Raw genomic sequence first — 23,850 nt, 5'->3', positions numbered from 1 at the left:
CCAGAACCTCGGCTGGACCGCCGCCCCTAGCCGACGCCGCCGGTGAGCTGGACCGGCTGGTCACCGCGGTCGACTCGACCGTGGTCCGGGCTCACCAGCACGCCGCCGGGATCCGGCCTCGCCGGGATCCTCCTCTGGACCAGGCCATGATCCGAGAAACGCTGCACATGTGTGCTCGCTCCGGGAGGTAGGTCAACCCGCCCGACCCAGGGTGCGGCGTCTCAGTTCGTCTCGACTTCACCGGTGTCGCGGAGCGGGCTCCGAGAGTCGGTGGTGCGGGCCGGAACGATCCGGCCCTCCATCGAGAAGGAGGAGTCACCATGCCGAACGAGAATCTCTCCGCCGCGGCGGTGTCCGACGAGCGGGACGTCGCCCGGGCGGCCCGGCCGCCTTTCCAGCTTCCGTTCCCCCGAGGGGAACGGTGGCTCGCACAGACCCGCAACGGTCACAAGCCGAACACGAACAGCCTGGACCTGATGCGGGAGGGCGGCTCCAACGGCCGCCCGATCCTCGCCTCGGCCGGCGGAACAGTGGTGAAGGCCCGATGGGACAAAGGCGGCGGCTGGATGGTGCGCATCGACCACGGCGGCGGGTGGCAGAGCCGCTACCTGCACATGATCGAGAAGCCGGCGGTGAGCGAGGGGCAGCGGGTGACGGCGGGGCAGCGCATCGGCCGGGTCGGCAGCACCGGCGACAGCCGCGACCCGCACCTGCACTATGAGCAGATCGCCAACGGCACCACCGTCCAAGCCGTGTTGAACGGGGAGCCCGTGCGCGTGAGAGTCGGTCAGGGCCAGATCCTGACGAGCCACAACGGGTCCACGCCGCCGAATGACGGCACCCTGCGGCTCGGCTCGCGGGGCGCCGCGGTGCGGACCCTGCAGGAGTCGCTGAACAAGGTGATCAGGGCCGGCCTCGCCGTCGACGGTGACTTCGGCCCGGCGACCCAGGCGGCTGTCGTGGCCTTCCAGCGCAAGCGCGGACTGGATCCGGACGGGGTGTACGGCCCCGCCACCGCGGCCGCGATGCGGGCCGCTCTCGCCGGGCACTGACCGGAGCCCGGCTCGGGCGTGACCAGGTCAGCCGGCGGCTTCCAGGTTGGCGAGGTGCGCGCGCATCTTCTCCGTCTCGGGCAGGCCGAGGTCGGCGAACAGGGTCAGGGCCCGCTCGTAGTGTTCCCGGGCGCGGGCCGCGTCGCCGAGGCCGCGGTGGGCGTGTCCCATCCCGGCCTCGGCACGGGCCTGCTGACCGACGGCGCCGATGTCGGTGGCGATGGCATGGGCGACGGTGTGATGGGTGAGCGCCTCGGCGGCTCGCCCGGAGGCGCCCAGCGCCTCACCGAGACCGTTGTGCGTGCTGGCTTCGCCGTGCCGATGGCCGAGTTCGCCGAAGATGGCCACGCTCCGGCGGAAATGCTCACCGGCCCGGTCGAGGTGGCCGAGGCAGGCGTGCAGCAGGCCGAGGGCATCATGCACGCCGGCTTCGCCACTGCGGATGCCCAACCGCTCGACCAGGGCCAGAGCCCGGTGCAGGTGCTCGCCGGCCGGCGCGTACCGGCCGCACACCGTCTCGATCTCTCCGAGGACGTTGAGCGCGTACGCCTCGCCGCCGGGGTCGCCGACCTGCCGCGTCAGGGCCAGCCCGCGCCGGCAGTGCTCGACGGCCTCGGCCGACCGGCCGACGTCATGCAGGGCCCCGCCCAGGCGGACCAGCGCCATCGCCTCGCCGGCCCGGTCACCGGCCAGCCGGTGCAGTGACAACGCCTCGCGGAAGAGCTCGGCGGCGTCCGCACAGCGGCCCGCCATCCTGGCCACGGCGCCGAGTCGATACAGGCTCAGCGCCTGCCCGACGAGATCGCCGGTCTGCCGGTAGCGGTCGAGGGCCTGCCGGTAGTCCCCGGCGGCCTCGCCGGGCCGGCCCAGAACCGCCCGCACGATCCCCAGGCTCAACAGGGCGTCAGCCTGCCCACCGACGTCGCGGCGGTCGGACGCGGCCCGCAAAGCATGACGGTGCACGGTCAGCGCCTCGGCGTAGTACCCACTGCGGAGATAGCGGGACAGCACGCGCGCCAGATCGACACAGTGACCGGGCCAGCCGTGGCCGGCGGTATGGCCCGAGACGGCGACGAGGGTGATCCGTTCGGTCTCCAGCCACGCGACGGCGGGACCGGATCCGGCCAGGTCGGGACCGCCGGTGGCGCCGGGCGCGGTTTGCTGCCGGTGGCGCGCCCCGGCCGGGTACAGCGTGGTGACGGCGGCCGTGGCAGCGGCCAGGTAGTAGTCGAACAAGCGGGTCGACGCGGCGCGGCGTTCAGACGGCGGATCCTGGTCGCGGACCCGTACGGCAGCGTAGGCGTGCACCAGATCGTGAAAGGTGTATCGGCTCGGCCGGGTCCGCTGCAGGAGGTGCTCGTCGTGCAGAGCGGCCAACCCGGCCTCGGCCGTATGCGGGTCGGTCCCGGTCAGCGCGGCCGCGGCGTAGGCGTCGAAATCCTCACCGGGATGCAGGGCCAGCACCCGCAGCAGCCACTGCCGATCCGCCGGCAGTCGCCGGTAGGACAGGTCCAGGGCCAGTTCCACACCGGAGTCCAGGCGGCCTTCGTGGTGACGTTCGTCGAGCCGGTCGGCGTGATCCGTCAAGGTCCAGCCCGGGGTGGCGCGGATGTGCCCCGCGATCAGGGTCAGGGCCAGCGGCAGGCGTCCGCACCGCCGGGTGATCCGTTCGACGGCGCCGGGGTCCGGGCCGGCAGGCACCTCGGGTACGGCCTTGGCCAGCAGCGCGGTCGCCTCGCCGGAGGTCAGCACGTCGATGGTCAGGCGGGCCGCGGTTTGCAGGCCGGCCAGACGGCATCGGCTGGTGATCAGCGTCAGGCATCCCGGACCGGGTGGCACCAGGGGTCGGACCTGCTCGACGGTGGCCGCGTTGTCGAGCACCACCAGGACCCGCAGGCCGGCGAGACACCGGCGGTAGGCGGCGACCCGAGCGCCGAGGCCGTGCGGGATCTGATGGCCGGCCAGGCCGAGCACGCGCAGGAACCCGTCGAGAACGGCGGCCGGGTCGGCGGGTGGCTGGCCCGGGTCGGGGTGGAAGCCGCGCAGATTGACGAACAGCACCCGGTCGAACGGCTCCCGCCGGTGCAGCACATGCCCGGCGTGGACGGCGAGCTGGGTCTTGCCCACCCCGGCCATGCCTTCGATCACCGAGATCACCACCGAGTCGCCGGCCGTCGCGGCCCGCGCGGCCTCGCGAAGCCGGCGCAGTTCGGGGGCGCGGCCGGTGAACTCGGCGAGGCCGGGCGGCAGGCTGTCCCGGATCCGGACCTGCGACGCCGCCTGCACCTCGCCGTCGATCACCCGCATGGCTTGTCGCCATTGCGCCACGTAGCCGGGATCACCGTGCAGGGCGCGGACGACGGCGAGCACCAGGTCGGTGTTCAACCGCCGCCGGCCGGGCTGGAAGCAATGCGCGACAGTGGGTTAATGGCGGATGATGTCCGGCAAGCGACGACATCTCGGCCGGGTTGGCAGCGGGCCGGGTTGGTGCGATCGTCGAAGCAGCGATCGACACCCGGAGGTGGCTGTGCTGGACGACCCGTACCGCTGGCTTGAGGATCTTGATGGGCCTGAGGTCGTGGCCTGGATCGGTGAGCGGAATGCGGAGACCCTCGACAAGCTGAGCGGGGACGGGCGGCTGCGGGAGGCCCTCCGGGAGGTGCTCGACAGCAAGGAGCGGATCGCCTTTCCGGGGTGGCGGGGGGACGGCTTCTACTACAACTTCTGGACCGATGCCGATCACCCGCGGGGGCTGTGGCGGCGGACCACCGCCGGGCAGTTCCGGCTCGAGGAGCCCGAGTGGGAGGTGCTGATCGACGTCGACGCGCTCAACCGGGCCGAGGGGGCGAACTGGACGTGGGGCGGCGCCCAGGTGCTCAAGCCGGGTTACGACCGGTGCCTGGTCCGGCTGTCGCGCGGTGGCGCCGATGCCACCGTCGTGCGGGAGTTCGACCTGGTGGCGCGGGCGTTCGTCGACGGGTTCGAGCTGCCCGAGGCGAAGAGCGACGTCGGCTGGATCGACGCCGACCACATCTACGTCGGTACGGATTTCGGGCCGGGCTCGCTGACCTCGTCCGGCTATGCGCGCGTGGTCAAGCAGTGGCGGCGCGGCACCCCGCTGACCGAGGCCGAGCTGGTCTTCGAGGGTGAGCACGACGATGTCGGGGTCGACGCCTGGCACGATCCGACGCCGGGTTTTGAGCGGGATTTCGTCGTCCGCTACCTGGACATCTTCCGGCGGGAGTACTTCCTGCGCCGGGCGGACGGCGAGCTGGAACGGATCGACGTGCCGGACGACGCCTCCTGCGAGGCGCACCGGGAGTGGCTGCTGATCAAGCTCCGTTCGCCATGGACGGTCGGCGACACCACGCACCCGGCCGGCTGCCTGCTGGTCCGGCGCTTCGGCGAGACCGGCGTGACCGAGCTGTTCACCCCGGACGAGCACACGTCGCTGAGCTCCTGGGCCTGGACCCGCCACCACCTGCTGATCACCACCATGACCGACGTCAAGACCCGGGTGTACGCCCTCAGCCCCGGCCGGGCGTGGCAGCGGCACCCGGTGAGCGGCGAGGAGGGTCGCACCTGGATCGTCGACACCGACCCGGATCGCGACGACTCGTACCTCATCGCCTCCGAGGGTTTTCTCCGTCCCACCACGCTCGGCCTGGGCGCCGTCGGCGGCCCGGTCGAGATCCTCAAGCAGGAGCCGGCCTTGTTCGACGCCGGCGGCCTGACGGTGCGCCAGTTCTTCGCCACCTCGGCCGACGGCACCCGGGTCCCCTATTTCGTGGTGGGCAACCCTGCCGGCCCGCACAAGACGATCATGACGGGGTACGGCGGTTTCGAGATCCCGATGCTGCCCGGTTACGACGCCGTGGCCGGGCGCGGCTGGCTGGACGGCGGCGGCACGTACGTGGTGGCGAACATCCGTGGTGGCGGCGAGTACGGCCCGGCCTGGCACCGGGCCGCCCTGCGTGAGAACAGGGTGCGGGCGTTCGAGGATTTCGCCGCCGTCGCCGCCGATCTGGTGACCCGCGGCATCACCACGCCTTCGCAGCTGGGGATCACCGGCGGCAGCAACGGCGGTCTGCTGATGGGTGTCATGCTGACCCGCTACCCGGAGCTGTTCGGCGCGGTGGTGGCCCGGGTGCCGCTGCTCGACATGCGCCGCTACACCGAGCTGCTGGCCGGCAAGTCGTGGATCGCCGAGTACGGGGATCCGGACGTGCCCGCCGACTGGAAGTTCCTGAGCGCTTTCTCGCCGTACCAGAACGCGCGGGCCGACCGGGCGTACCCGCCGGCGCTTCTTCTCACCTCGACCCGGGACGACCGGGTGCATCCGGCACACGCCCGTAAGATGGCGGCCCGGCTGCGCGAGCAGGGCCACGAGGTCCTCTACTACGAGAATGTGGAGGGCGGGCACGGCGGCGCGGCCGACAACGATCAGAAGGCGACCATCGCCGCGCTGACGTTCGAGTTCTTCCGGCGGACCCTCGGCTAGGACCGCACCAGCACCTTGCGCCGCCGGCGGGCCAGGAACGCCGTGGTCGTCGCGGCGACCACGGCCAGCCCGAATATCCAGCCGCCGACCACGTCGCTGACCCAGTGCACACCGAGCCCGACCCGGAAGACGCCGGTCACCACCGGGATGCCGATGCCCGCGACCAGCAGCCCGATCCGCAGGCCGCGCCGGTGCCGCACGAGCGGCAGCAGCACCAGCAGGATCACCGCCGCGCCGAGCGCGTTGTTCAGCGCGTGCCCCGACGGGAACGAGTAACCCGCGGCCATGGCCACCGGGTCGAGGAACGACGGCCGGTGCCGTTCGAAGAGCAACTTCAGCAGTACGCCGAGAAGCCCGCCGGCCACCATCGTGATGCCCACCCACCACGCGAGCGGCCGGGCGCCGCGCCGGACGAGCCAGATCAGCAGCGCGAGCGCGCCGAGCCGCCACACCCAAGGGTCGAAGGCCAGACACCAGGCGGCCATGAAGTCGACCAGCGCCGGGTGACCGAGCGCGACGTCGTGCACCCGCGCCGAGACGTCGTGGTCAAGGGCGTGCAGCCAGTCCACGTCGCCGACGACCATGGCCGCGATCACCGCGAACGGCACCAGCAGCACCACGGCCCCGGCCGCGGCGACGGCCAGCCGCACCTCAAGCGCATGTTCCTGATCCGAGCGCATGGATCACGCTATACCCAGTTCATCTTGCGTTCACCTCAGATGCCGTCGAGCACCGCCAGGATCTCCGTGGGCTCGGGGTAGACGGCGCCGTCGGGGCGCACGTCGGCGTATCGGACGACGCCGGCCCGGTCGGCGATGACCACGGCCGGGAACGGCAGGATCGACCGCTTGGCGCCGAGGACCTTCTCGGCCCCCGGCTCGCGGAAGCCGAGGTTGAACGCGTCGATCAGCGCGTGCCGCGGGTCGGCGGCGACGAAGTAGCTCAAATCGTGGCGGCGCTTGACGTCGACCAGCCGGTCCGGGATCTGCGGGCTCACCGCGACCAGGTGCGCGTCGGTCTCGCTCAGGGCCGGCATCAGGCGGCGCTGGTAGTCGGCGAGGGCGGCGCTGGAGGCGTCATCGGCCGCATACCGGAAGAAGACCAGCACGATCGGGCCGGTGCGGCGCAGCCGGTCGAGGTGGATGGGGCCGAGGTCGGCCTCGAGCAGCGGCACGGACGGCAGTTTGGCGCCGGGCTTGACCAGCCGATCCCAGATGTCGTCGCGATCCAGCTGGGTGAGACGTCGCGAAACCGGCAGTGTCGCCTTGTGGGCGGCCGTAGTCATCGCGTTTACCCCCGGTTCATATACTATCAATCAGATAGGAGAACTAGTCTACCGACATCGGGGAGCGGCGACAAATGAATTGGCCCACGCCGCCCATCAACGGAGCTCGGATGACGCGGCGGCCCCGACCATATCGGACGGTTCGGCCGGATCCTCCGGCGTCGGCCCCGAAGTGGGCCGCAACACTTTCCAGGCCAACACCGACGCGCCCGCCACCAGCACGGCGGCGACCAGGGACATCAAGGCAAAACCTTGGGTGTACGCGTCGTGAGCGCGCTCCAGCATCATGGGATCGGCGCCCGCGACCGCCTCCGCCAACGTGCCACCCCCGCCCGTTCCGCGCCGATAGACCGCGACGCCGATCGATCCCAGAATCGCGATCCCGAGCGCCCCACCCAGCTCCGATCCGGTCTCGGTGACGGCCGCCGCCATTCCGGCCCGCGACGGCGACACCGACGACACCACCATGTCGGTGCTGAGGATGTAGACCGGCGCCAGCCCGAGCGAGAAGACCACCGTGCCCGCCACCACGAAACCGAGCCCGGCGAAAGCCATCGCCGCGAACCCCACGCTCATCACCGCCAACCCGGCCGCGATCACGCGCCCGGCCGGGAACCACCGGGCCAGCATCGGTCCCAACAGCGACGACGCCAGGAAGGCCAGCACCGACGGCAGGGTCCACAACCCGGCCCGCAGCGGATCCATCCCGAGCACCAGCTGCAGGTACTGCGCGATGGCCAGCTGCGTTCCGTAGAGCACGAAGTACGACAGCGCATTGCCGGTCAGCGCCACGCGGACCCGGGAGGAAGCGAACATCCGCGGATCGAGGAGCCGCTGGAAGCGTACGAACAAGAGCGCGGCCAAACCGGCCAGAGCAACCGCCGCCAGGGGCAGAAGATGCCATCCGGCCGCCGCGATCTCCTTCACGCCGAAGACGAACAGAAGAACCGCGAGCATCGAGAGGGCGGCCCCGCGGAAATCGAAACCGCCGGCCGAGCGGTCCCGCGACTCCGGCAGCAGCACCGGCCCGAGAATCAGCAGCAACACTGTGACCGGAACCGCGATCACAAAGACCGATCCCCACCAGAAACGCGTCAGCAAAAATCCGCCCACGAGCGGCGACAGCACCCCGCCGAGCGAAAAACTGGCGCTCCACACGCCGAGCGCGATCCCCCGCTGCCGCGGATCGGTGAACATCGCCCTGATCAGCGCCAGTGTGGACGGCATGAGCGACGCCCCGGCCAGCCCCATCAGCACCCGGGCCGCGATCAGCAGCCCCGGCGTCGGCGCGAACGCCGCCAGCAACGACGCCACCCCGAACGCGCCCCCGCCGATCAGCAGCAGCCGCCGGCGCCCGATGCGATCGCCGAGCACGCCCATCGCGATCAGCCCGCCGGCCACCACGAAGACGTAACTGTCCATGATCCAGAGCAACTCGACCCCGCTCGGGCGCAGGTCGGCGGCCAGGTGCGGCGCGGCCAGGTTGAGCACCTCGGCATCGAGCGACACGAGCAGGCACGGCAGCGCCAGCACCGCCAGCCCCGCCCACGTGCGTACGGTGGCCATAGCTGTCTCCTAACGCGATGAAGTCCTTCATCACGTTACGAGCTGTCCTGAAACCGCGCAACGCGATAAAAGCCGTCAAGGCGTTATGCTGGGCAGGTGCGCATCGTGGAGATGACCGCGGCCGAGGTGGTCGCCCTGGTCAACGAGAGCGGCACCCTGCCGTGCCGCATGGACGGCCGCGCTCCCGCTTTCCCCGAGCTGACTCCGCTGGCCGACGAGCTGCACGCGATCTTCGCGACCGCCGACGCGGCCGCGCGGGCCCGCCAGGTCACCGCGCTGCTGACGCTTTCGGCGGTACGCCCGGAGCTCACCGGCCGGGGTGACGCGCTGGTCGAGGGCTGGACGGTCGGCGACCCGGCCCAGGCCGCCCGGGCCGCCGCCGCCCTCGCGCTCCGCCACCAGCTGGCGGCCCACCCCGGCCGGATCGGTGTCTGCGCCGACGACCGGTGCGAAGACGTCTACGTGGACGCCTCCCCCGCCGGCAAGCGCCGCTTCTGCTGTCTCACCTGCCAGAACCGCGCCCGGGCGGCCGCTTTCAGACGCCGCCACGCATCGTCGTGACGAAGTCGGCCACGGTCCGCGGCTCGCGCCCGAGCAGCTCGGTGAGCGCCGGGTCGACCCCGGCGAAACGCCCCTCCCGCGCGGCCTGGTAGGTGGTGAGCATGAACCGGGCCATGAACTCGGGAACACCCCGCGCGGTTTGCGCCGCGACCCACTCCTCGTCGCCGAGCACGACCCGCCCGACTCCGAGCATCGCGGCCACGTCGTCGTAGGTGACCGCGCTGGTTCCGGTGAGCGTGACCGGCCCGTCGAAGGCCCGCTCCCCGGCCAGGATGACCGCGGCCGCCTCCGCCGCGTCGGCCCGGTCGGTCCACGACATGGGCCCGTCGGCCGGCACTGCGATCGTGTCGCTCTCCGACCACGGCCCGAGCATCCACTCGAGACTGTGCATGTAGAACCCGTTCCGCAGCGACGTCCAGGCCACCCCCGACTCGGCGAGCAGCGCCTCGGTCGCCGCATGATCCCGCGCCGGATGGAACGGGCTGTCGAGCCCCGCCCCCTGGTGGCTCGTGTAGAGAATCCGCCGGGCGCCGGCCGCGACGGCCGCCTCGATCCCGGCCCGGTGCAGACTCACCGCGTCGGCGTGCGGATCGCTCGACGACACCAGCAGCACCTGGTCGGCCCCTTCGAACGATTGGCGCAGCGCCGCCGGCTCCTCGTACGACCCGCGCCGCACCCGCACACCCCGATCGGCGAAGTGCTGGGCCTTGGCCACATCCCGGACGCTGACCCCGATCCGCTCGGCCGGAACCAGCTTCAGCAAGTGCTCGACGGTAGCCCCATTCAGCGCACCCGTCGCACCAGTAACCACGATCATCGCCATACCTCCGTTAACGCTGTTACTGTCCCGACGTTAGCAGCGTTTTTACGCCGCTAACAAGACCCCGATAACATCGTTAACGTGACCGGCCACACCCGAGCCCAGCTGGTCCAGGTAGCCGCCGACGTCCTGACCACCGGCGGCCCCGCCGACCCGGTCGAGGCCCTCCACGCCCGCTGATCCGGCGTGACTGCCGGGTCCACCCTCGCCGTAGGCGTTGGGAGCGGCTTCCCATCAGGCATCCTGGACCGGGGTGAACACGCCAGCGGCACGGGCATACTCGAGCACGGCGGAGCCGGCCGGAGCGCCAGGCTTGTGCAGCAGTGCTTCCAGGGTCGAGGTCGAGGCCGACGCTGCCGCGGGCCACCAACCGCTCGTCCCGGGCACCCCCGGCGGCGTCCCAGGCATCGACCACAGCGGTGAGCTGCTCGAAGGCGCCTGCTCCCGGACCACGGGATCAGGTGGCTGCGACGGACCCAGCAGGCTCTACGAGCACGTCCGACGGGCGGCGGGTTCAGCGGATGCGGGCGTGCAGGTGCATGTCGTGGCGGCCGTCCTCGTGGATGGCTGAGCTGCGTTTGGTTCCCTCGAGGAGGTAGCCGGACTTCTCGGCTACGCGGCAGGAGGCGTTGTTCAGGGTCGAGTGGTCCAGCTCGAGGCGGTGGAAGCCGGCGCCGAAGGCCCACGCCGTCAGCGCCGCCACCGCTCGGGGGGCCACTCCGGCGCCGCGGGCGTGGGGCAGGACCCAGTAGGCGCAGCCGCCGTCGCCGTCGGCGAAGTTCCAGTGGCGGGTGGCGATGCGGCCCAGGACCTCGCCGCCGTCGCGGGTGACGGCCCAGTGGGCGCCCTGCTCCTGCCGCCAGTCCTGCTCGTATCGGGCGAACCACGCCAGGACGTCGTCCGTCGACGCGGGGCGGTTGGTGTGCCAGCGCCGGATGGCCGGGTCCTGGTAGGCGCCGAAGAAGACCGCCGCGTCGGACGGCTGCCAGGGCCGCAGGACCAGATCGCCGTCGGTCGGGAGCACGGGTTGCGGTGTCGAGCCGATCGATCCGTCCATGATGGCCGGCGGGGTTGCGAGCATGCCTCATTCTCTGTGAGGTGTTGCATCGCGCGCTGACCGACCCGCCGTTCCGCCCGCTCCCTTACGAGGCCGCTGCTCTGCTCGTGGAGCTCGATGCGCCGCCGCGGCTGGCCGCTCACCTGCGGGCTGTGCACGACGTCGCCGTCGAGCTCACCGATTGGCTGGGGGGCGACCGCGACCTCATCCTGTTCGGCGCCGCCACCCACGACATCGGCAAGGTCGTCCATCCCGAGGAGCTCTCCGCCCCCGGCACCCGCCACGAGGCGGCCGGCCACCGGCTCCTGCTGGCCCGCGGCGTCGAGGAGCGAAAGGCCCGCTTCGCCGGTACGCACGGCGATTGGCACCGCCCGGGCATCGAGTTCGAGGACCTCGTCGTCAGCCTGGCCGACAAGATCTGGAAGGCCAAGCGCGTCCCCGACCTGGAGCAGCTGATCGTCGACCGCCTGGCCGCCGCCCACGCTCAGGAGCCCTGGCAGGCCTTCATGGGGCTGGACGACCACCTGGACCGGATCGCCGCCGGCGCCGACGCCCGCCTCGCCTTCCAGAACACGTATCCGGTCGCAGCCTGAAGGAATGGCAATCAGCGGTGAAACGCCGCCGCCTCCAGCCGGGCAGGGCGCTACAGGGTCGCGTCGTCGACAGGACGTCCCGCTCGCCCAGAACGGACTATCCGATCGGTGCGAGCGGCAGGGCACGGCAGCGGGACGAACACGACAAATAGCTGATGGTGATGTTGGCGGGGGCTGATGAACATTGAAGCCGCGTTGCCATCCGCCTGTTCGGACGACGCACTCGCCCAGCTTGGAGAGGCCGATGACGCGACGTCTGCTCCGGGACAGCCGCATTCTCAGCGGGCTGCTCGCCATGACCTTGGTCTTGTCAGGATGTGCCCTGCTCGGCCGGCAGGCGGTCCGGGTCGTCATGAAGATCGCGGGCGAGGTCGTGGTCACCGCCGGAAGCGAGTTCGTTCATCAGATGATCGGCGGCGACGCCGACTCCGATCGCCCTACCGTCACGATCGACTATCAGGACAGCTCGCAGCGGCGAGTGGCTGTCTCCTACTCGGTGGACGACGCCAAAGCGATCTCGGTCTCCGGCGTCGAGGGCAAAGTGGAAGTCACCGGCGACGGGGAGCGGACGACCGTACGGGTACAACCGCCATCGACCGCGACTATCGAGATCCTCGGAACTGACAAGACAGGCTCGACCCCGGCGGTCGCCGTCCCGCAGGCCGTCGAAGACTTGACTGAAGCGGCTGAGGTCCTCTCCGGCACATGGCAGGGCACGTACCGCTGCGCGCAGGGGCTCACCGGGCTGCGGCTCGTGCTGTATCCGACCGGAGACGGCACCTTGCTCGGCACGTTCAACTTCTACGCGGTCCAATCAAACTCCGGTGTGCCGAGCGGACGCTATGCGATGCGCGGCACCTACTCCGACGTGTGGTTCGACCTCAAGAGCGACTATTGGATCGACCAGCCCGCCGGATACGGCATGGTCGATGTCTCCGGGGACGTTCCTCGCGGCGCCTCCGGCCACCTCACCGGCCGGCTTCCCGGTTCCTGCAAAACTTACGATCTCGCAAAGGTCTCGGAGAAGACCAGCAAACCGCCAGTCTGAGAAAGAGAACCCCACTCTTAGGCGAAGGTGATGATCGTGAGCGAACCGATAGACGCGAGTAAGCGGCCGGATGTGTGGGAGCTGATCCGAAGTCGACTGGCCGGTGAGCCCGACGACTTCGTCCTCTCCCTGGCGCTCGAGGGCGGTGGGATGCGCGGGGTGGTTTCCGGCGCGATGCTCATCGCTCTGCGCGATCTCGGCATCATCAAGGTCTTCGACCGGTTGTACGGCACCTCGTCCGGCTCCATCAATCTCGCCTACCTCGCGGCCGGTTCCGGCTGGGACGCGTTGTCGGTCTACTACGACCACCTGCCTCGCGGCTTCGTCAATCCCGCTTACCTGCTGCACCGGCCGCGGCTCAACATGCCGTACGTCTTCGAGCGGGTGATGCGGCACGAGGTGCCCCTGGACACCCGGGCGCTGGCCGGGTCCTCGCTCGACGTCCGGCTCGTGCTGTCCAACACCGAGACCATGAAGCCCGAGACCGTACGGGCAAGGGAGGTGGCCGACGACATCCACCGTTACCTGATGGCCGGCTCCTGGCTGCCCATCCTGGCCGGCCGGCCCTACCTGCTGAACGGCCGCCGCTACCTCGACGGCGGGCTGCTCTGGCCCGATCCGCTCTACCCGGCGCTCGCCGACGGCAGCACCCACGTCCTGATGGTCAACACCGCGCCGGAGGGCACCCCGACGGATGCGAACTGGGCGACCACGTACGTGCTGCATCGAACCCTCAACCGCTGGACGCCCGGTCTGGGCGACGCGACCGCTGACGCCCGTGCACTCTGGGCGTCGGACAAGCTCGTGCTCAAGACCGAGGAGACCGTGAACCTACGTGGCACATCTGTGCTGCGGCTACGCCCGCGGGCCGGGTCACACCGGGTACGCCGCCTCACCATGGACCGTGCCACCCTGTTGGACGGCGCCCGGGTCGGCTATCGGTACATTTTCGACGCCTTCGGCCGGCCTCTGCGCGGTGCGTACTTCTCGGTTACCGGCGGCGCTCCGGTCGAGGATTGACGGTGGCCGCGCCCCGTAGGTTCCGGCTGGGCTCGATCGCCGGACTGATCGTCGTCCCCTCGTTGATCAATCTGGCCACCGGCGGCCTGCCTGACGACTGGGGCCTGCGCGAATGGGGCATCGCCGGCGCGGCCCTGGCCACCGCCATCCTCCTGGCCGCTCGGGAGCCGCCCGCACCGCCACCGCCGCCGACCCTCGAGGCGGTGGTAGCGAACCTGGCTCAGTCGGTCACCGCTCAGTGGACGGAGGAATTCGCGGTCAGGCGGCTCAACGATCCGGACCCGCTGCCGGTCTCCTGGCTTCCCGCCGACGACGACTTGACTCTTCCGATGGCTCACCTGCGGGACAAAGCGCTCGTCTGGTGGCCCGGCACTCCCGTGGAGGCGCGGATCCGGTGGGCGTCGTTCGCCGAGGAGATCGCCGGCCGTGACACCGACTTGGCCGGGGTCCTCGACCGGATCCCTACCCGGCGCCTCGTGGTGCTGGGCCCGATCGGCTCCGGCAAGACCGTGGCCCTGGTCCGGTTGGTGTTGAGCTTGTTGGAGCTCCGGAAGTCCGCGCCGGGGACCGCACCGGTTCCGGTGATGTACTCCCTGGCCTCGTGGGATCCCAACGAGGCCGGACTGTACGAATGGCTCGAGGCCCGGCTCGCGAACGATCATCCGATGCTGCGTGAGCCGGCCGGGAAGACGGCCACCTGGGCCCACGAGATCCTCGCCAGGGACATGGTGCTGCCCGTCCTGGACGGCCTCGACGAGTTGCCGGCAGAACTGCGCGCCGCGGCCCGCGATCAGCTGAACACCGAACTGAAACACAGCCCGGGGCTGGTGCTTTCCTGCCGCACCGACGACTACCGGGCGGTGGTCAAGCCGGCCGGCAGCAAGCACGAGCGGCTGCTCGGAGCCGCGGCGGTGGAGATCCAGGCGGTCGGGCTCGCCGACGCCCACGCCTATCTGTCCGAGGACGCGGGCACCGACGACCGTTGGGCCAAGGTGTTCGAGGCGGCCGCCACCTCGTCCGTACTGCTCGAGGTGTTCCGCACGCCGCTGCAGATCAGCCTTGGCCGGACCATCTACAACCCGCGTCCCGGTGAGCCGCTCGCCGGCCTGCCCGACCCGGACGAGCTCACCGACGCCGCGCGCTTTCCGGACCGCGCGTCTGTCGACTGGCATCTGTTCGCCGGGTTCCTGCCGGCGGCCTACCGCCGGTATCCGGGACAACAACGGCCTCCGTCGTGCACCGCTGATCAGGCCGGCCGCTGGCTCTCCGGACTAGCGCGGTGGATGGAGCACCGGCACACGTGGGACGACCCCGGCCGGACCCGCCGGGTGGTCGATCTGGCTTGGTGGGAACTGCGTGACTGGATCGGACCGGTAGCGGTGGGACTCTCCGTCGGATTGCCCCCGGCCGTCGCCGTCGGCCTGGTCGCCTATCTCGGCGGGCGCCTCGGCATGGGGCTCGGCGTCGGCATCATCGTCGCCCTGATCGTGGTCTTCCTGCCGGTCCGCAGGCAGGCCGGGCGCCTGACCCGCCGCCCGGACACACTGCTCGCCCTGACTCGGACCCACCGGGACGGCATTGTCGGCGGCATGGCCGGCGGCTTTGTGGGCGGCTTCCTCGGCGGACTGATCGGTGGCCTGGTCGCGAACGCGATGCGCGGCACACCACGAGCCGCGGGGATCATGGGCGGTCTCGGTGCGGGCATCGGCGCCGGCGCCATCGGCGGCCCGCGGCGGGGCTTCGCGGCCGGTTTCGCCGGTGGCATCGCCGTCGGCCTCACGGCCGGCGTCGGCACCGGCGCGGTGGCCGGAATCGTGGACGGGGTGGCGGCCTGGCTGGCGGCCGGCGCGACGGTGGCGCTGACCGGCCTGCGCCGCCCGGCCCGGGAGGTACAGGCCCTGCACTACTCCAAGATCGGCCTGCTGGTCGGGCTTACCGTCGCCCTTGCCATCGGCGCCCAGGTGTGGTTGCGATCGGGCCCACAGGTCGGCGTCATCGCCGGCCTGGTGGTGGGCGTGCTCGGCGGGCTGGCGGCTGGGCTCGAAGGCACCACGGTGGACCCGACCCGAATAGCCGGACCGATCCCGGTGCTGCGGCGGGACCGGGGCACCTTCTTGATGATCGGCACGCTGGGCGGGCTGGCGTTCGGGCTGGGCGCCGCATTCGGCGTGCGCCCCAGCGTCGGCTTCGCCGCCGGCCTCACCGTCGGCCTGGTCGCCGCCTGCGTACAGACCTCCTACGGCGCCTTCCTGACGGCACGCTTCTGGTTGGCGATCTTCGGCCGCCTCCCGTGGCGGCTGATGCGCTTCCTCGACGATGCGCACCGGCTCGGGGTTCTCCGCCAGGTCGGCGCCGTCTACCAGTTCCGCCACATCGAGCTGCAGCGCAGCCTCGGCTCCCGCCCACCCGCGCCTTAGCGTAGGTAGGCCAGCTCCGGGAAGTTGGCCTGGTAGCCGGTGATGAGCTTGCGGGCCACCGGCACCGAGTCGATCAGCGGGTGGGAGGCCATGGCCCGGACCGCGACCGCGCGGGAGCCGGAGGCCGCGGCCTCGAGGACCGCGCGTTCGGTGGCTTTCAGCCGTTTCACCAGTTCGGCTCCGTGGGTGGGCACCGATGCCCCGCCCAGCGGGCGCGCGCCTGAGCCGTCGACCGCGCAGGGCACTTCCACCACCGCATGGTCATCGAGCAACGGCAATGCGCCTTGGTTGCGGACGTTGAGGATGAGCGACGTCGGCGTGTCCCGGGCGATGGCGAGCATCAGCGCCAGCGCCACGTCCTCATAACCCCCGCCTTCGGCGTCGTCGCGTTCGCCGAGGCCTTCCATCGCCATGTAGGTCGCGTCGCGATGCCGCCGGGCCGCATTCCACGCTTCCAGCGGTGACGACGAATGCGAGGCCAGCACCGCGTAGCATTCGCGCTGCTGCTTGAGCAGGAATTCGCCGCGCGTCTCCGGGGCCGCCAGTTCCGCTTTCACCAGGGCGGCGTGGTCGTAGTAGTAGTGCAGGTACTCGTTCGGGACCGCGCCCAGCTCGCGGAGGCGCGCCGCCCCGAAAAGCCGCCCCTCTTCGAACGACTCCACCTTCCCCGGCGACGACAACAACTGCGGGAGCAGGTCAACCCCGTCGTGCCGTACGCCCGTGAGCCACCCCAGATGGTTCAGCCCCGCGTAGTCGACCGAGGCCGCGCCGGCCGGGACCCCCAGGGCCCGTACGACCCGGCGGGCCAGCGCCGACGGCGAGTCGCAGATCCCGATCACGCGGTCGCCCAGGTGGGCCGCCATCGCCTCGGTGACCAGCCCGGCCGGGTTCGTAAAGTTGATCACCCAGGCGGCCGGCGCGACGAGCTTGATGCGCCGGGCGATGGCGTCGGCCACCGGGACGGTCCGCAGCCCGTACGACACCCCGCCCGCGCCGACCGTCTCCTGCCCGAGCATTCCTTCGCCGAGCGCCACCCGCTCGTCGATGACCCGCCCCTCGAGCCCGTGCACGCGAATGGCGCTGAACACGAAATCGGCCCCGGTGAGCGCCTCGGTCAGATCCGTCGTCGTCTCGATGGAAGGCGCGGTCGGCGATGTCGCGGCCTGGGCATGCAATACGTGCGCAATGGCCGCCAGCCGGCCCGCATCGACGTCGTGCAGCACCACGGATCCGATCGGCGACGACGGATTCAGCAGAGCGCCGTAGACGAGCGGAACCCGGAACCCTCCCCCGCCCAGAATGACGAGACGTTTCTTCTCAGTGGACATGCGCATCCGACAATCTCGCGATGGTGGCCCCGGCCCGCCGTACGGACCTTTGTTCCCCGGACGGAATCACTTCGTCCAGGAAGCCGTACGAGCTGTCGCCGGTCGAGGAGCGCCACCAGTCCGCGATGTCGCCCCAGCCGGGCGCCGACAGCGACCCGCCGAAATGCTGCACGGAAAGCGCCGCGATCAGATTGGCGAAGGCCAGCGTCTGACGCAGCGGCCATTCACGCAGCGTGCCGAGGACGAGCCCGGCCGTGAAGACGTCGCCCGCGCCGGTCGGGTCGAGCGCCGGCACCGGGACGGCCGGCACGTGCACGGTCTCGCCGGTGCGGGCGTCGTGCGCGATGGCCCCGTCGCCGCCGCAGGTGACGACCACGACCGGGGCGAGCCCGGCCAGCCGGCGCAGCGCCTCGTCGGGGGTGGCGGCCCGGGTGTACTGCATGGCCTCGACCGCGTTCGGCACGAAGGCGTGGCAGTCCTCGAGCATGTCGAGAACCGACGCCGGCCACGAAGCGCTCGCGTCCCAGCCCACATCGGCGAAGACGAGGGTGCCGGAGGAGGCGGCCCGGCGCACCCAGGGCAACCGGTCCTTGGTGAGGCTGACCGAGGCCGCGCGGGCCGCCGGCAGCTCGGCCACCAGGCCGTCCGCGTTCACCGGCAACGGATGCCCGTGCGTGATCATGCTGCGGTCCCGGTCGTACGCCAGCGAGACGGTGACCGGTGAGTGCCCGTCGACGCGGCGCGACGCCGAGAGGTCGACGTTCTCCTGCGAGCAGAGGATGCTCGCGCAGAAGTCGCCGTACGCGTCGTTGTTGAGGGCCGTGCCCAGCCCGGTGCGCAGGCCGAGCCGGGCGGCCGCCACGGCCAGATTGGCCACGCCGCCGGGGCAGGAGCCCATCCCGGAGGCCCACACCTCGGTGCCGGGCTCGGGCAGCCCCTCGAGACCGGTGAAGATGATGTCGAGATAGACGACGCCTGGGACGAACAGATCCAGTGCCGGGGTCATCTCGAGATCCTATGTCGCGCCGCAGGTGGCGGGGCCAGGATGCGGCCCCGCTCACCTTTCCCACTGCCCGAAACGTCAGGCCGTCCAGGCCGGGTCCGTCGCGGCGAGATCGGCCGAGGGGCCGCCCGCGACCTCCACCCGCCAGGGCCACGCGGCGCCCTCGCGCTCGACCCGGATCGCCTCACCGTCAACGATCACCGTGAAGACCGAGTCGCCCACGCGGATCGTTGTGCGGCCCTCGACCGGCGTGTAGAGGCGCAGCGTCACCCCGTCCGCGTAGTCGTAGTCGGGCCGGTCGACGACGGCGCCGACCGGGATCACCGCGCCCGGCCGCACGAGCAGCGGCACACTGTCGAAGCCGTGCACCTCGTGTTTCCAGCCCGGCCCCTCGACGATCTCGCCGGTCTGCCAGCGGGTCCACCTCCCGGCCGGCACGTAGTAGCTGACCTCGCCGCCCTCGCTGAACACCGGCGCCACCAGCAGGTCGCCGCCGAGCAGGTACTGCCGGTCGAGGTGGGTCACCGCCGGGTCCTCGGGGAAACCCACGGCCATCGGCCGCATGACCGGGAGGCCTTGCTCGTGTGCCTCGCGTGCGGCTTCCCAGAGGTACGGCATGAGGCTGTACTTCAAATGCGTGAAGGAGCGCAGCACCTCGACCGATTCGTCGTCGAACAGCCACGGCACCCGGTAGGAGTGGTTGCCGTGCAGCCGGCTGTGCGACGAGAGCAGCCCGAACGCGATCCACCGCTTGAACACCGCCGGGTCGGGCTTGCCCTCGAACCCGCCGATGTCGTGGCTCCAGAACCCGAAGCCCGAGCTCATCAGCGACAGCCCGCCGCGCAGGCTCTCGGCCATCGACTCGTAGGTGGCCGAGTTGTCGCCACCCCAGTGCACCGGGAACTGCTGGCCGCCGACGGTGGCCGAGCGGGCGAACAGCACCGCCTCGCCCTCGCCGCGATGCTCCTTGAGCACGTCGAAGACGACCTGGTTGTAGAGCTGGGTGTAGTAGTTGTGCATCCGTTCCGGGTCGGAGCCGTCGTGCCAGACGACGTCGGTCGGGATACGCTCGCCGAAGTCCGACTTGAAGGCGTCCACGCCCATCTCGGCCAGGGCCGCCAGCTTGCCGGCGTACCACTCCCGGGCCTCGGGGTTGGTGAAGTCGACCAGCGCCATCCCGGCCTGCCAGCGGTCCCACTGCCAGACGTCTCCGTTCGCCTTCTTCACCAGATAGCCGTTGGCCAGGCCCTCGGCGAACATGGCCGAGCGCTGGGCGATGTACGGGTTGATCCACAGGCAGGTCCGCAGGCCGCGGTCGTGCAGCCGCTTCAGCATGCCCGGCGGGTCCGGGAAGATCGCCGGGTCCCATTCGAAGTCGCACCAGTGGAACTCGCGCATCCAGAACGTGTCGAAGTGGAACACGCTCAGCGGCAGGTCGCGTTCGGCCATCCCGTCGACGAACTTGGTGACCGTTTCCTCGTCGTACGGCGTGGTGAAGCTGGTCGTCAGCCACAGCCCGAACGACCAGGCCGGCGGCAGCGCGGCCCGCCCGGTCAGGGCGGTGTACTTGCGCAGCACGTCGGCCGGCGTCGGACCGTAGACGATCAGGTAGGACAGCGTCTGCCCGGCCACGCTGAACTGCGTGCGGGACACCATCTCGCTGGCCACCTCGAACGACACCTTGCCGGGGTGGTCGACCAGAACGCCGTACCCCCGGTTGGTGAAGTAGAAAGGCACGTTCTTGTAGGCCAGTTCGCTGCTGGTGCCGCCGTCCTCGTTCCAGATGTCGATGCTCTGGCCGTTCTTGACGAACGGGCCGAAGCGCTCGCCGAGGCCGTAGACCGCCTCGCCGACGCCGAGGTCGAGCTGCTCGTGCACGAAGCTCTCGCCGTCGGCGGAGTCGACGATGCCCATGCCGCGCCAGCCGGTGCCGGTGATCCGCCGGCCCTCGGCGAGGAAGTCGAGACCCCAGCCGTCGTCCTCTTCGCGGAAGCGAGCGGTCAGCGCCCCCGAGGTGATCGAGCGGGCGTCGACCGTCACCGGGTGATCCTCGGCATTCATAGCGAAATTTGGGCCTTTGGGGGCGCCGCCGAGGAAGTGACCCAGGGTCACCCGGATGACGTCGGGCGCCGGGGCCTCCAGCCGGATGGTGATCAGGGGCGTGTCCAGGGTGTCCGCGCGGGCGCGTACCGGCTTGGTCGTGGCGTACGCGGTCAGGCTGTCCTCGCCGGCGTCGGTGTCGCGCAGCTGGGAGGGATGCAGGACGCTGAAGCCCTTGCGCTTGAGCCAGTACCCGTCGGTGAACTTCATAGATGTCCCTTTACTTGATCGCGCCGGCGGTGATCCCGCGGGTGAGCGTGCGCTGGAAGATCAGGAAGAAGAGCATGGCCGGCAGGATGCCGATCAGCGCCGAGGCGCTGGTCGTGGTCGCGTCCATCAGCCGGTCGCCCTGGAGCACGCCCAGGGCCACCGGCACGGTCTGCTTGTCGTTCGAGATCAGGAAGACCAGCGGCAGGAAGAACTCGTTCCAGGTCCAGATGAAGAAGAAGGTGAACAGCACGCCGAGCGTGGGCATGCTGACCGGCACGACGACGCGCCACAGCGTCCGCCACTTGCCGGCGCCGTCGACCGCCGCCGCGTCCAGCAGCTCGACCGGGAACTCGGTGTAGACCGAGGTCAGCAGGTACGTGCCGAAGGCGGCCTGGATGACGGTGAAGATGATGACGATCGAGATCAGGTTGTCGTAGATCCCGGCCTCTTTGGACAGGAAGTAGAGCGGGTAGACCAGCACCTCCTGCGGCAGCAGGTTCGCCACCAGGAAGAACACCAGGAACCAGATCCGGCCCTTGACCCGGCCGATGCCCAGCGCGTACGCGTTGAGGATCGACAGCAACACACCCAGCACCGCCACCGCGAGGCTGGTGATGAAGCTGTTCCAGAGCTTGGTGCCGAAGTCGACCCGGTTCCAGAAGTCGACGATGCCGTCCCAGTAGAGGTGCGTGGGCAGCGACAGCGGGCCGCCGCCGGCGTAGTCGGCCGGGCTCTTGACCGCGTTGACCGCGACCACGAGCAGCGGCGCCACCACGAGCAGCAGCAGGATCAACAGCCCGGTCAAAATCCCGAAGCGTACGGGATTGCGGCGCTTGGCGGCCTTCTGCGGGGGCTCGTCGTGATCCGTCATGATCGGCGGAGTTGCCGTGGTGGTCATCTCAGCCTCCGTTGCGCTCGGCGCGGTTCTGCAGGCGCAGGAAGACGATCGCCAGCACGATGATGAGCACGGTCAGCACGGTCGAGATCGCCGATCCGTACCCGACCTGGGCCTTCTCGAAGAAGTTCTTGTAGGCGAAGTACGAGGGCACGAGCGTGGCGTTGCTCGGCCCGCCCCGGGTCAGCACGAAGACCTGGCCGAAGATCTTCAGCGCGGCGATCGTGGTGGTGACCAGCACGACGTAGAACTCGGGCCGGATCATGTAGACGGTGATCTTGCGGAACCGCTGCCACCACGTCGCGCCGTCCAGGTCCGCGGCCTCGTACAGCTCGGGGTTGATCCGCTGCAGACCGGACATGAACATGACGATCGGGTAGCCGAGCTGGAACCAGATCATCACGCCCATCACGCTGTACAGCGCGTACTTCGGGTCGCCCAGCCAGTTCTTGGCCAGGCCACCCAGGCCGATCGACTCCAGGATCTTGTTCAGGGCGCCGTACGAAGGGTGCAGGATCCAGCCCCACACGATGCCGGTCACCGCGACCGGCAGCACCTGCGGCAGATAGAAACCCGACCGGAAGAAGCTGGCCCAGCGGTTGCTGAAGTTCTTCGCGATGTAGTCGAACAGCAGCGCCGCCAGCACCAGCCCGGCGAAGGTCGGGATCACCGCCATCGCGATGATCAGCAGGATGATGTGGCCGAACGAGGCCCAGAAGTTCGCGTCCTGGAACAGCCGGGTGTAGTTGTCGAATCCGATCCAGGTCGGGCTGCCCACCCCGGTCCACCGGGTGAAGCTGGTGTAGACGGTCATCACGAGCGGGACCACGATGATCGCCACCGACAGCACGACGCCCGGGATCAGGTAGACCGCGTAGCCGCCCCGGCTGACCTTGCTGGTGCCGGCCATGGGGACGCTCCCTTCTCTCTTGCTTTCGGGGGGCGGCTCGCGCCGCCCCCGTCATCGCTGCGGCTACTTGCCGAGGTCGGCCAGGTTCTCGTTGTACGGCTTGGCGATCTCGTCGAGGAACTGCTGCGAGGTCTTGGAGCCGTTGATCAGGCCCTGGACGCCGCCGACGAGCACGTCGTAGTAGCCGGGAGCCGGCCAGTCGGGGTAGAAGGCGAGGCCGTCCTCCGACGAGATCTTGTTGAAGTTCTCGATCAGTTCCTTGTTCTTCGGGTCGGTGATGGCCGACGGGTCGGCCGCGACCGGCACACCACCGTTGTTGCCGAGCAGCGCCTGGATCTCCGGCTTCATCGTGATGTCGATGAAGTCGTACGCCAGCGCCTTGGCCTTGCTCTTCTCCGGAACCACCCAGAGGTTGCCAGAGGAGCCCGGGTGCAGCTTGTTGCCGGGGAACAGGAACGTGCCCCACTGGAAGTTCTTGATCTCGTTGACGAAGCGGCCGTACCACCACGAGCCCGAGATCATGATCGGGAACTTGCCCTGCGAGAACGCGACGCCCATGTCCTCGGCCTTGATGCCGGCCGAGTTCTTGGCGATGTAGCCCTTCTTGACCCACTCGGCGAACGTGTCGGCGCCGTACTTGAGCTGCGGGCCGTTGAAGTCCACCTTGTTCTTGTAAAGCTGGTAGTCGTCGATGAAGGCGCGATCGGCCTTGGAGAGCGCGAGCTCGTAGAAGATCTGCTGGGCCGGGTACTCCGCGCCGCCGACCGACAGCGGGGTGACCCCCTTGGCCACGAACGCGTCCATCACCTTGGTGAAGTCGTCGAGCGTGGTCGGGACCTGCAGGTTGTACTTCTTGAAGAGGTCCTTATTGTAGAAGACCTCGACGTACTCACCGTAGTTGGGGATGCCGTAGACCTTGCCCGAGCCCATGATGCCCTGCTCGTCGTACTTGGCGGTGGTCTGCAGGCTGCCGGTGAGCGACTTGTCCCAGCCGCGCTTCGAAGCCTGCTCGGTGAGGTCCGTCAGCAGGCCCTGCTTGGACAGCAGGCCGGCGGTGGCGTTGCCCTTGTTGTACTCCATGATGTCCGGGGCGGAGTCCGAGTTGAGGATCATCTGGGCGTTCTGCTGGATCTGCTCGAAGCCCTTCTCCTCGAACTTCACCGTGACGCCGGGGTGCGAGGACTTGAACTCCTCGATCGCCTTGTTCCAGGCGATGCCCATGGCGCTGGTCGGGCCCTCGTAGTGCCACAGGGTCAGGGTCTTGGCATCGGCGCCCTCGTCCGCGGAGTCCCCACCACCGCAGGCGGTGAGAGCGAGCGAAGTGGCCAGCAACAGTGCACCGGCCGAGAGGCCGGCTCGCGATCGAATCATGGATCGTCCTCCGGGAGGGGTCCGGCTGCGGTTCGCGCTGCAGATCTCGGTCGAGGCGGCGGACGCGCTGATCAAGCTGGCCTTCCGGCGCGACCAGGGCGGTGACGAGTCGG

Annotated in this window: 19 protein-coding genes and 2 pseudogenes; 9 read left to right on the top strand and 12 right to left on the bottom strand. The window is 70.1% G+C overall.

Annotated elements, in window-relative coordinates:
- Positions 1-29: 29 nt before the first annotated feature.
- A pseudogene (locus AB0J66_RS42900) lies at positions 30-122 on the top strand (IS5/IS1182 family transposase); the annotation flags it as partial.
- A gap of 198 nt (positions 123-320) precedes the next feature.
- Positions 321-1,052 carry a peptidoglycan DD-metalloendopeptidase family protein gene (locus tag AB0J66_RS42895; protein WP_364673328.1) on the top strand — a complete coding sequence of 244 codons (732 nt, stop codon included), beginning with the start codon at positions 321-323 and terminating at the stop codon, positions 1,050-1,052.
- 27 nt (positions 1,053-1,079) lie between these two features.
- Here the strand turns inward: AB0J66_RS42895 and AB0J66_RS42890 are convergent, their stop codons facing one another.
- On the bottom strand, positions 1,080-3,437 hold the full coding sequence (locus tag AB0J66_RS42890) for a tetratricopeptide repeat protein (protein WP_364673326.1): 2,358 nt from the start codon (positions 3,435-3,437) through the stop codon (positions 1,080-1,082).
- 136 nt (positions 3,438-3,573) lie between these two features.
- Here AB0J66_RS42890 and AB0J66_RS42885 point away from each other — a divergent pair, with 136 nt between their 5' ends.
- Entirely contained in the window at positions 3,574-5,553 is a 1,980-nt protein-coding gene (locus AB0J66_RS42885) for a prolyl oligopeptidase family serine peptidase (protein ID WP_364673324.1), read from the top strand.
- Here AB0J66_RS42885 and AB0J66_RS42880 read toward each other — a convergent pair.
- The 3 genes from AB0J66_RS42880 to AB0J66_RS42870 form a co-directional block, all read right to left on the bottom strand.
- Positions 5,550-6,233 carry a phosphatase PAP2 family protein gene (locus AB0J66_RS42880; RefSeq protein WP_364673322.1) on the bottom strand — a complete coding sequence of 228 codons (684 nt, stop codon included), beginning with the start codon at positions 6,231-6,233 and terminating at the stop codon, positions 5,550-5,552. The genes AB0J66_RS42885 and AB0J66_RS42880 overlap by 4 nt on opposite strands.
- A gap of 35 nt (positions 6,234-6,268) precedes the next feature.
- Positions 6,269-6,838 carry a redoxin domain-containing protein gene (locus AB0J66_RS42875; protein ID WP_364673321.1) on the bottom strand — a complete coding sequence of 190 codons (570 nt, stop codon included), beginning with the start codon at positions 6,836-6,838 and terminating at the stop codon, positions 6,269-6,271.
- Positions 6,839-6,934: 96 nt separating this feature from the next.
- A complete protein-coding gene (locus AB0J66_RS42870) occupies positions 6,935-8,404 on the bottom strand; it encodes an MFS transporter (protein WP_364673320.1) in 1,470 nt (489 codons plus the stop codon).
- Positions 8,405-8,500: 96 nt separating this feature from the next.
- Here AB0J66_RS42870 and AB0J66_RS42865 point away from each other — a divergent pair, with 96 nt between their 5' ends.
- Positions 8,501-8,965, top strand: a complete 465-nt coding sequence (locus AB0J66_RS42865) for a CGNR zinc finger domain-containing protein (RefSeq protein ID WP_364673318.1) — start codon at positions 8,501-8,503, stop codon at positions 8,963-8,965.
- On the opposite strand, the gene AB0J66_RS42860 is transcribed toward AB0J66_RS42865, so the two are convergent.
- Both AB0J66_RS42860 and AB0J66_RS42855 read right to left on the bottom strand, forming a co-directional pair.
- Entirely contained in the window at positions 8,940-9,782 is an 843-nt protein-coding gene (locus tag AB0J66_RS42860) for an NAD(P)H-binding protein (protein WP_364673317.1), read from the bottom strand. The genes AB0J66_RS42865 and AB0J66_RS42860 overlap by 26 nt on opposite strands.
- Positions 9,783-10,299: 517 nt before the next feature.
- Positions 10,300-10,866 (bottom strand): GNAT family N-acetyltransferase, encoded by a 567-nt coding sequence (locus tag AB0J66_RS42855; RefSeq protein ID WP_364673315.1) that lies wholly within the window; start codon positions 10,864-10,866, stop codon positions 10,300-10,302.
- Positions 10,867-10,883: 17 nt separating this feature from the next.
- On the opposite strand from AB0J66_RS42855, the gene AB0J66_RS42850 reads away from it, so the two are divergent.
- The 4 genes from AB0J66_RS42850 (at position 10,884) to AB0J66_RS42835 (ending at position 15,920) form a co-directional block, all read left to right on the top strand.
- Positions 10,884-11,435, top strand: coding sequence for an HD domain-containing protein (locus tag AB0J66_RS42850; RefSeq protein WP_364673313.1), 552 nt, complete (start codon positions 10,884-10,886; stop codon positions 11,433-11,435).
- Positions 11,436-11,679: 244 nt separating this feature from the next.
- Entirely contained in the window at positions 11,680-12,483 is an 804-nt protein-coding gene (locus AB0J66_RS42845) for a hypothetical protein (RefSeq protein WP_364673312.1), read from the top strand.
- 36 nt (positions 12,484-12,519) lie between these two features.
- Positions 12,520-13,503, top strand: a complete 984-nt coding sequence (locus AB0J66_RS42840; RefSeq protein ID WP_364673310.1) for a patatin-like phospholipase family protein — start codon at positions 12,520-12,522, stop codon at positions 13,501-13,503.
- Between the two features lie 2 nt (positions 13,504-13,505).
- The gene (locus tag AB0J66_RS42835; RefSeq protein WP_364673308.1) at positions 13,506-15,920 is read left to right on the top strand and encodes a hypothetical protein; all 2,415 of its coding nucleotides are present in this window, start codon (positions 13,506-13,508) and stop codon (positions 15,918-15,920) included.
- Here the strand turns inward: AB0J66_RS42835 and AB0J66_RS42830 are convergent.
- From AB0J66_RS42830 to AB0J66_RS42805, 6 genes are all read right to left on the bottom strand, one after another.
- Positions 15,917-17,254: a 6-phospho-beta-glucosidase gene (locus tag AB0J66_RS42830; RefSeq protein ID WP_364673307.1), complete on the bottom strand. Its 1,338-nt coding sequence runs from the start codon at positions 17,252-17,254 to the stop codon at positions 15,917-15,919. The genes AB0J66_RS42835 and AB0J66_RS42830 overlap by 4 nt on opposite strands.
- Positions 17,238-18,254: a PfkB family carbohydrate kinase gene (locus tag AB0J66_RS42825; protein ID WP_364673306.1), complete on the bottom strand. Its 1,017-nt coding sequence runs from the start codon at positions 18,252-18,254 to the stop codon at positions 17,238-17,240. The genes AB0J66_RS42830 and AB0J66_RS42825 overlap by 17 nt, the downstream gene beginning before the upstream one ends.
- Before the next feature lie 75 nt (positions 18,255-18,329).
- The gene (gene yicI, locus AB0J66_RS42820) at positions 18,330-20,561 is read right to left on the bottom strand and encodes an alpha-xylosidase (protein WP_364673304.1); all 2,232 of its coding nucleotides are present in this window, start codon (positions 20,559-20,561) and stop codon (positions 18,330-18,332) included.
- Between the two features lie 10 nt (positions 20,562-20,571).
- Complete coding sequence (locus AB0J66_RS42815; protein WP_364673302.1) at positions 20,572-21,459, bottom strand: carbohydrate ABC transporter permease; 888 nt, start codon at positions 21,457-21,459, stop codon at positions 20,572-20,574.
- Position 21,460: 1 nt separating this feature from the next.
- The gene (locus AB0J66_RS42810) at positions 21,461-22,366 is read right to left on the bottom strand and encodes a sugar ABC transporter permease (RefSeq protein WP_364673301.1); all 906 of its coding nucleotides are present in this window, start codon (positions 22,364-22,366) and stop codon (positions 21,461-21,463) included.
- 63 nt (positions 22,367-22,429) lie between these two features.
- Entirely contained in the window at positions 22,430-23,737 is a 1,308-nt protein-coding gene (locus tag AB0J66_RS42805) for an extracellular solute-binding protein (protein ID WP_364673299.1), read from the bottom strand.
- Positions 23,738-23,762: 25 nt separating this feature from the next.
- Here AB0J66_RS42805 and AB0J66_RS42800 point away from each other — a divergent pair.
- Positions 23,763-23,850, top strand: a pseudogene (locus AB0J66_RS42800) (TetR/AcrR family transcriptional regulator); the annotation flags it as partial.

Origin of the sequence: Actinoplanes sp. NPDC049598 (assembly GCF_040675435.1) — a bacterium.
In the GTDB taxonomy this organism is placed as follows: Bacteria; Actinomycetota; Actinomycetes; order Mycobacteriales; family Micromonosporaceae; genus Actinoplanes.
Note: the sequence above shows the minus strand (reverse complement) of the source record. Positions and strands in the feature narration are given on the sequence as shown.

What these genes read in the sequence shown, in the direction of transcription:
- AB0J66_RS42895 (WP_364673328.1), top strand. Translation starts at nt 321, where the DNA reads ATGCCGAACGAGAATCTCTCCGCCGCGGCGGTGTCCGACGAGCGGGAC.
- AB0J66_RS42880 (WP_364673322.1), bottom strand. Translation starts at nt 6,233, where the DNA reads ATGCGCTCGGATCAGGAACATGCGCTTGAGGTGCGGCTGGCCGTCGCC.
- AB0J66_RS42875 (WP_364673321.1), bottom strand. Translation starts at nt 6,838, where the DNA reads ATGACTACGGCCGCCCACAAGGCGACACTGCCGGTTTCGCGACGTCTC.
- AB0J66_RS42870 (WP_364673320.1), bottom strand. Translation starts at nt 8,404, where the DNA reads ATGGCCACCGTACGCACGTGGGCGGGGCTGGCGGTGCTGGCGCTGCCG.
- AB0J66_RS42860 (WP_364673317.1), bottom strand. Translation starts at nt 9,782, where the DNA reads ATGATCGTGGTTACTGGTGCGACGGGTGCGCTGAATGGGGCTACCGTC.
- AB0J66_RS42855 (WP_364673315.1), bottom strand. Translation starts at nt 10,866, where the DNA reads ATGCTCGCAACCCCGCCGGCCATCATGGACGGATCGATCGGCTCGACA.
- AB0J66_RS42845 (WP_364673312.1), top strand. Translation starts at nt 11,680, where the DNA reads ATGACGCGACGTCTGCTCCGGGACAGCCGCATTCTCAGCGGGCTGCTC.
- AB0J66_RS42830 (WP_364673307.1), bottom strand. Translation starts at nt 17,254, where the DNA reads ATGCGCATGTCCACTGAGAAGAAACGTCTCGTCATTCTGGGCGGGGGA.
- AB0J66_RS42825 (WP_364673306.1), bottom strand. Translation starts at nt 18,254, where the DNA reads ATGACCCCGGCACTGGATCTGTTCGTCCCAGGCGTCGTCTATCTCGAC.
- yicI (WP_364673304.1), bottom strand. Translation starts at nt 20,561, where the DNA reads ATGAAGTTCACCGACGGGTACTGGCTCAAGCGCAAGGGCTTCAGCGTC.
- AB0J66_RS42815 (WP_364673302.1), bottom strand. Translation starts at nt 21,459, where the DNA reads ATGACCACCACGGCAACTCCGCCGATCATGACGGATCACGACGAGCCC.
- AB0J66_RS42810 (WP_364673301.1), bottom strand. Translation starts at nt 22,366, where the DNA reads ATGGCCGGCACCAGCAAGGTCAGCCGGGGCGGCTACGCGGTCTACCTG.
- AB0J66_RS42805 (WP_364673299.1), bottom strand. Translation starts at nt 23,737, where the DNA reads ATGATTCGATCGCGAGCCGGCCTCTCGGCCGGTGCACTGTTGCTGGCC.